The organism is Bacillus sp. RSS_NA_20 (genome assembly GCF_020165915.1).
In the GTDB taxonomy this organism is placed as follows: domain Bacteria; phylum Bacillota; class Bacilli; order Bacillales; family Bacillaceae; genus Bacillus; species Bacillus altitudinis.
Window position 1 is genome coordinate 1 of record NZ_JAIUKW010000001.1, and the last position, 6,930, is coordinate 6,930.

7 protein-coding genes and 1 pseudogene are annotated in these 6,930 nt (G+C 45.6%); 1 reads left to right on the forward strand and 7 read right to left on the reverse strand.

What is annotated here, in order from left to right; genetic code table 11:
* On the reverse strand, window positions 1-397 hold a 397-nt coding region (locus tag LCD32_RS00005; RefSeq protein WP_224562470.1), incomplete at its 3' end, for a hypothetical protein.
* Between the two features lie 283 nt (window positions 398-680).
* Entirely contained in the window at window positions 681-1,868 is a 1,188-nt protein-coding gene (locus LCD32_RS00010; protein WP_224562472.1) for an AimR family lysis-lysogeny pheromone receptor, read from the reverse strand.
* A gap of 368 nt (window positions 1,869-2,236) precedes the next feature.
* Between LCD32_RS00010 and LCD32_RS00015 the strand changes: the two genes are divergently transcribed.
* Entirely contained in the window at window positions 2,237-2,527 is a 291-nt protein-coding gene (locus LCD32_RS00015; protein ID WP_224562474.1) for a helix-turn-helix domain-containing protein, read from the forward strand.
* Here LCD32_RS00015 and LCD32_RS00020 read toward each other — a convergent pair.
* The 5 genes and pseudogenes from LCD32_RS00020 to LCD32_RS00040 form a co-directional block, all read right to left on the reverse strand.
* Window positions 2,524-3,525, reverse strand: coding sequence for a toprim domain-containing protein (locus LCD32_RS00020; RefSeq protein ID WP_224562476.1), 1,002 nt, complete (start codon window positions 3,523-3,525; stop codon window positions 2,524-2,526). The two genes, LCD32_RS00015 and LCD32_RS00020, sit on opposite strands and share 4 nt — an antisense overlap.
* Window positions 3,526-3,636: 111 nt before the next feature.
* Window positions 3,637-5,028, reverse strand: a complete 1,392-nt coding sequence (locus LCD32_RS00025) for a DnaB-like helicase C-terminal domain-containing protein (RefSeq protein ID WP_224562479.1) — start codon at window positions 5,026-5,028, stop codon at window positions 3,637-3,639.
* The gene (locus LCD32_RS00030) at window positions 5,025-5,675 is read right to left on the reverse strand and encodes a hypothetical protein (protein WP_224562480.1); all 651 of its coding nucleotides are present in this window, start codon (window positions 5,673-5,675) and stop codon (window positions 5,025-5,027) included. Before LCD32_RS00030 ends, LCD32_RS00025 begins: the two co-directional genes overlap by 4 nt.
* Window positions 5,676-6,437, reverse strand: a complete 762-nt coding sequence (locus LCD32_RS00035; RefSeq protein WP_224562481.1) for a DNA replication protein — start codon at window positions 6,435-6,437, stop codon at window positions 5,676-5,678. It lies immediately after the preceding gene.
* Between the two features lie 164 nt (window positions 6,438-6,601).
* Window positions 6,602-6,930: pseudogene (locus LCD32_RS00040) on the reverse strand (hypothetical protein); the annotation flags it as partial.

The window sequence follows — 6,930 nt, forward strand, 5'->3', positions numbered from 1 at the left end:
TCTTGAGTATTAATTCTTTGCGGAGATCGCCTTGCGTCAACAGGGCGGTCTTTTCTTTTAATAAAACTTCGCCTTCGACGTCCGTCAAAACGTCTTGAGGCTCCCACGAGACATTACCGTCATCTCGCATTCCTTCTATTGATAATGCCGCTTCTTTTCGTGATGTCTTCAGATACTTATTTCGTTCCCTTACGATAATGCGCTGAATTAGCGCTTTCTTATCGCGACCATTCCCTTCATATCGTTCCAGCCAGTAGCCTATCGAGTTCAAGCACCGCTGCTCGAACGAAGTTTGGTCGGGAACTAAGTGTGCGATTCGTTGCGATTCTCTTTGAACATACGGAATCGCTCCGTAATCTGCGGCCATCTGAAGTCTATTAAATTTTTCTTTATTCAAGTTTTTCTCCTCCCGTCCCTTACACTTATACAGTCGCATGTGGTCTGTTAGAATCGGGACATTTGATTTAAAGTTTTTTATAATTTTTCTTCCATGTCCATATAGTACCAAAAACAACTATGTAATATTTGAAAGTTGAAAAACTTAAAAAAGATTTTGATTTTAAACTAGATTCTAATTTTAGACAAAAAAAAAAGAAGCCTATTGGCCTCGTTATCCTCCTGGACGAATGTCTGCTGTTTTGTACGGTTGCTCCGCTTCTAGCGCTCCGTTCGTTCCCTTGTTAAGCTGTACAGTTGATACCGCGATTACTGAAATTAATAAAACACTCAATAAAATCTTCTTCAAAATAAAGCATCCCCTTTTTCGTGTAGTTGTAGTTTGAAAATGTATCAATTAGGTACTTAGGCACCCCAGCGTCTTTAAAATCTCTCATTACCAACGCTGAAAAGAAAAAGTCTGAATTGAAAAGAAATTGACGATGGCATTCGAATAGCCCTTCAACACTACCTTTTTTATATTTTTCGAGGTATATGTAAAAGTCGTCCGTTCTCTCTTCGTATATCACCTCCTTTAATTGATCCAGTAATGCTGATAGTTTATCGGGGTCTTTTCTATTAACATAAGCTTCTGCAAGTAGGAAGTTGTTTTTTGCGTTTGTAATAACGAAATCAACACCCGTTTTATAAGCGTACATATAACTTTCTTCAAATATAGACATCGCTTCTTTTTTACCCTTTGACATCGCGATCATACCTAAGATATAGTTCGCGTCCGAAACGGATTTATTTGAGATGTTTCCATTCTTTATTATGGTTGCGTAGTGTTTGGCTGCGCCGAGATTATTTAAGCGTAAGTACACAGGCGACATCAACTCCGCGAATCGATGAACGTAGCACTCTTTTATGAATAGCTTCTTTTTATCGCCTAATGACTTGATGCTGTCACCGATTAAAGGCGCCATCTCTAGGATCGAGTGAATCTTTCCCTTCCCATAATAACCATAACACATATAGATTGAAGATAATATTCGTAATTCTTTGTGCTTACTCTTTGAAAAAAGGCTCATCGTTTCGATCATATCATCAATACTAATTTCTGCATTAATGTAATTCAAGATATTTTTGTAAATTTGAACATGATCCTCTAAGCCAATTGTTTTTTTGTGTACATTGATTAAAGAGTTTAATAAATTTGTATTTCTCGTAACTGCTGCGTACTCCATCATTTGTTTTAAGTAATCATTGTTATCAGTCTTTTGAATCGACAAACACCATTCGGAAATTTTTTTGTTTGAGTTGTTCGGAAAAAGGAAATGTGCGAGGATTACAAGCGCTCTAAAGCTAATAGTTCCATTATTCCGGAAGTGCGTCATGGTTGATTTATCTGCTCGAATGATTTTTGCGATTTCGTTATACTTCAAATCGTTGTCTTCAATCAAACTACATAATTCTCTTCTGATCGATTCCAAAAGCTCTGACCCCCTTCGTTTGTTCTTGTCTTTTTATACAGGTTGAGTATAATTGAAGTATACAATAAATGTTCGCGTACGTAAACATTTATTTTAAATATTTTTCCAATAAGATACGGAGGTGGTTAAATTGGTTGATTTCTCGCCGCTTTTTGACACTTTAAAAGAACAAGGCAGATCAAAAAGTTATTTGCGCAATTTTATGTCGTCGTCTACTCAGGCTAAGATTACAAAGGAACCTGCGATTAACGGTGCTAATCTAGAGTTCCGCGTAATAGAGCGTATTTGTCTCGAATTGGACGTGCCTATCGAAAAGGTTGTCCGTATTCTTCCAAATCCGCCCGAATGACGATGGAATCGGCGCGGTTATGTGGTATAATTTCCTTCGTAAAGCACGCGTCAAAAGCTTTGCGGAGGTGTTTATCTCGCAGTATTCGGTCGTCAATTGCCGGATAAAGGAACTGTGTTATAAACGTGGTTATACGCTTATCCAACTCGCAGAAATGGTCGGTATCTCAAAAACGCAGCTTTCCGATTACATAGCGCTTAGAAACGTCCCTAACGTTGAAATGGCGTATTCTATTGCGCGCTGCCTCGACTGCCCGGTCGAAGCTTTATATAATTGGCGTCCTTTATCCGGTAGCAACACGGAGGGTTAAGACAACCTCCGCCGACCGAAAGTTCGGATATTCCCGAACCTTACGTTAATACTTACCGCCTCCGCACGATCAACAACTCGCTTAAGAGCGCCCTCACCTTCCGCTATTAATAATTCATTTGCGTCTTTGTACCCCTTCGTTATATAACCGTGCGCAAGCCTGACTTTGCCGCGCATTTTTAGTTCGACCTCCTTTCGCAACTTCTCACCGGCTTCGTCGTTGTCAGATACTACTATTAAATATTCGATCGGCGACTGCGCAATTATGTCCGCCTTTCGGTCGGAAAATTTACTGCCGCCTGTCGCAATGCCGCAAAAGCCTGCCGTACGCCACGATTGCGCATCGATCTCAGCCTCGGCTAGCACCGCTACTTTGGCGCGATCAGCATAAACGGTTTCTATTCCGTAGATTAATTCACGGATCGGCCATCCGCCCTTTGCGTACCAAAACGCTTTATTGCGTGTCGATCGGTACTTCACGTTTGCCAGGCGCTTATTAGGCAGCCGCCACGGTATCACTACCGTTTGTCCGATTAGACCTACGCCTGCTTCGCGCTGGACTGCTTCGCTTATGCCGCGGTTAGTTAAGTAAGCGCTGGGGCCGATTTTAACGTCGTCCAATAAATCCTCGGCTAATGGCCGTCTAGGCTCAACGATTTTTAAACGAGGAACACGGAGTTTTAGGCGTTCTTCGCCTGCGCGGGTACCATAAGTCTCGGCGAGGTACAAAACCGTTTCTTCTTCGGTTTCTTCGCGCAGAAACGCAAGCAGTTTAATAAATCCACCGCGTTCGCCTGTGCCGCTGTCCCCGAAATAGCCGGCCTTTGCGTTCTCCGTATCTTCGTAGTATACGTAAAAGCTAGGAGTTCGGTCGTCGCGAAAAGGACTTGCCGCCGTTAAACGGTCAGCGTGCCACGTTGGACGATCCCATTCGTATTGTTCTAATTCTTCTCGAATATCTACGTCCGTAGGGACGCCATTGATCGTAAGAATAGACATGTATATACTACTCCTTTCGTTATATTACACTATTCTTATGTGTTTTTCCGTCGCAATTTGTCGAAAAGATTCAGAATTTTGCAGTGTAATTCATGGTAGTCATTCCATTTTTTAGAATCCGAAAGCCACTAAATCCGTTTCATCAGCCGCCACTTGTTTAATTAGGCCGACTTGCGGCAAATAAACGATCTCGACGACTTCATCTTCGCCCCCATCGCGTCCCTTATTTACGCCAATCAATCCGCGACCTTCTCTTGCGTTTGTATCAACCGGAATCAATGCTGCCGCGTCTTGCAGTAGGGCAGACGTTTTCATGACGTCTTTACGCTTCGGCAACTTGATCTCGCGATTACCTAAGTCGTCCTCAGTCGCGTCATCTTCTCCGGCTTGTGTAATGGCGAAAATCACCACGTCCATCGTTCCGGCTAAACGGCGCATCTTTTTGGACGTATCGGCAGCAGCGCCGCCGGTCGTTTTATTCGAGTTTGATTCGTAATCGAGGTAGTAGAACGGATCAATCATAACTACGTCTGCCTTCGTCTGCTCAATATCCGCTTTGAGGTCTTTTAGCGAACGAGAATCAAAGTCTTTGTCGTCCACAGCACGAACCGTAATAGAACCGGCAATAATCGTATTTAACGTCGCGATAAATTCCATAAAGCCCTCCTCGAACTCTTCCGATAACTTGCCCTGGCGGACGTCCCTCGAATCAAATCCGGCTTCCATTTGTTGACCGTCGATTTCGGTTAAAGCAACGCCTTGATCTCCGGAAAGTGAAACGTAGATGCGAACGAGAACCTCAAACCATCCCATCTCCATCGACCAAATAAGTACGTTAGCGCCTTGAACTGCGCAATTAATCGATTCTTCAAGCGTGATCGCCGACTTGCCGCGCCCTGACTTTCCGTAAACTACGTACATGTTCGAGCTGACGTAGCCCCCGATCGCTTTGTTAAGCGCCGGAAACTTACTGTTCCAAATGCGGAAAGACTCGCCAGCCTTCCGCTTTTCGTATTCAGCACGGAATTTATCGACGTCTGTCACGACGTTTGTTCCTACCATTTTACGAACGCTTGTTCTTATTTTACTCCGTTCCGCGACTTCGGTCAACCAATCAAAAAATTCCTGCGGATTACCTCCCTTCTGTACGCGGTTGAATCGCTGAATAAATTCCGAATCGGCTTTTTTGACTCCGTTGGCGCCGTACTTATCGTTGAATATTTCGGTAAAGTCGTTTAACGCAGCCGTTTCCTTCGCCTTCTGCGCCAGGTACTCGAACGTTGCGTCGATGCTGAATTCCGGCTGGAAAGTCGGCACCTCGGTCGCCACCATCTCGGCGGTCGGCGCTTGGTTTCCGTTCTTTTCCGCGTAGGCGCTGATATATTCGAAGGCTGCCCGTTCGCCATTCGTTTGGAAATCCTTGCGTGTCAAGCCGTAGCGCAATAAAGCCGACGGGTCGTTTGCTTCGATTACTTTCGATAAAAGGCTAGTTCCGAAACTCATCGGCGTTCAGCTCCCTCGCCAGCCAATTGCGCCATAGTTTCGTCCATTTTCGCCTTAAACGTTACCTCACCCGTCTTTTCATACTGCGCCTTATTCCAGTTGTAAATGTCGAGTAGGTTGTCGGTTTGTGCCGCCGCCTCTTTACGTTCCTGCTTACGTTTTTCCGCTTCAATCGCGCTGATCTGTCTCGGTGTCTTCGGTTGTTCTTTTGCCGCCATATCATCCGCCTCCGTTTCGTAGTTTATTAGATAAACGGTACTTCTAGCAGGCGGATAGTCTTCGAGGTTGAAGTCCGCCAAGTAGTCCTCCGCAACGAGCGCGTTAGCTAATAACGTCATGTCCGCCTCGAACGCTTCTAGCCACTCGCCATTGATCGCGTCGTACAGATCGTATTCAATAAAGTTAAATACGGCCTCTTTCGAAGTTTCCTCAATGTAACGTGCGCAATCAATGTAGAAGACGCGTCCTTCGTAGCCACCAACCGAAACTAGATCGCCAGTTTTATAGGCCGGCGTATGATCCGCAAATTCAAGCGCATCTAGCTTATCGAAAATAGCGAGTTTGTCTGCGCCTTCTCCGTTAGCCGACGAATCCGCAACGAGTAGGTCACGTAAGTATTGAATTTCCGTTAATGATAATCCGCTCATTTACAGCCGCCTCCTTTTTGATCCGCCTGCGAAGACGATCTCTCTGCATTGGTCGGCGATCCGATCCGCCAAGCGCGCTTCTCCGAATACTTCCGGCAGATCCGCCATTTTGATATTCGACGTATAAACGGTCGGCATGCGGTTCGTAACACGTTGGTTGATTACGGTGTGTAAATCGCCTCGAAATCCGTCCGTTGCGTCTCGTACGCCTATATCATCCAGGACGGCGAACGGCGCCCGTTTTGCTGCTTCTAGTGCGGCATAATAACGCTTGGCCGCCGGCTCTGCGATTGCGTCGGGTACTCGCGGTCTATTAAACTCGTTGTATTCGTTTTGCCACGCATTAACATCGAGAAAATAAGTCGGACGCTGGTCGGGTTGTATGCCGCGCTTCAAGGCGCCGATGTAATGGACCGTTAGATATTCGTTTAAAAGAGCCGCTGCCGTCGTAGTTTTGCCTGTTCCTGATTTCGCGCTATATAAATACAGCGATTTAATGCGGTCGGCTTCGGTGTCAAATTGGCGTTCGAATGTCTTCGCATAAGTATCGACCGCCTTATAAGCTCCGGGTTGATCGGCACGCGCCGGCGAGTTGGTCAGCGTCACTAGCCGATAGTCTTCCGCCAATCCAGCCGCGCCCGACCGACCGCCTCCGCCGTCTAATCCGTGCAAGCCGAGGTATAGTTCGCAGTGTTTCGTACAGTTATCGCCGCCGGCTTGGGCACATTTGCTTGCGAGTAGGCATCGTGATTCATTCGTCATTCATAGTCGCCTCCTTTCGGTTTAGTTTTCTACGATGTTGAGAACGTGAGCCTTTCCGTTAATTTTCTCAACGAAAATATAAACGACACAATTAGTACCTTCGACTACCCGTAACGTCCCTTCCGTATAATCTAAATACGGTTCGATGGTTTTATGGTCGAAAATCATTCGCCCTCACCCGCTCTCGAATCGTCAATGATTACGTAGCCACCACCGGAGCCTTGTAGTGCGCTAATTCTTATAGTTGATACTGGTTTTGCGCCCGGTATATGACTGTCATCAACGACTTCAAGAACGTAGGCATTACGATAATTAACAACGTCACCCACACGAACATCTGTCGGCTGCGGCACGTTTAAGTACTCCGATGGCACTTCGAGTCCTAGCGCACGTCTTAGCGCAATAGCCTTACCGATGTGTGCGTTGAAGCAGTCGTTCGGGGCGCACTTGGAGATTCCTCTTTCTCGAATACATCCACGCACAATCAATTTCC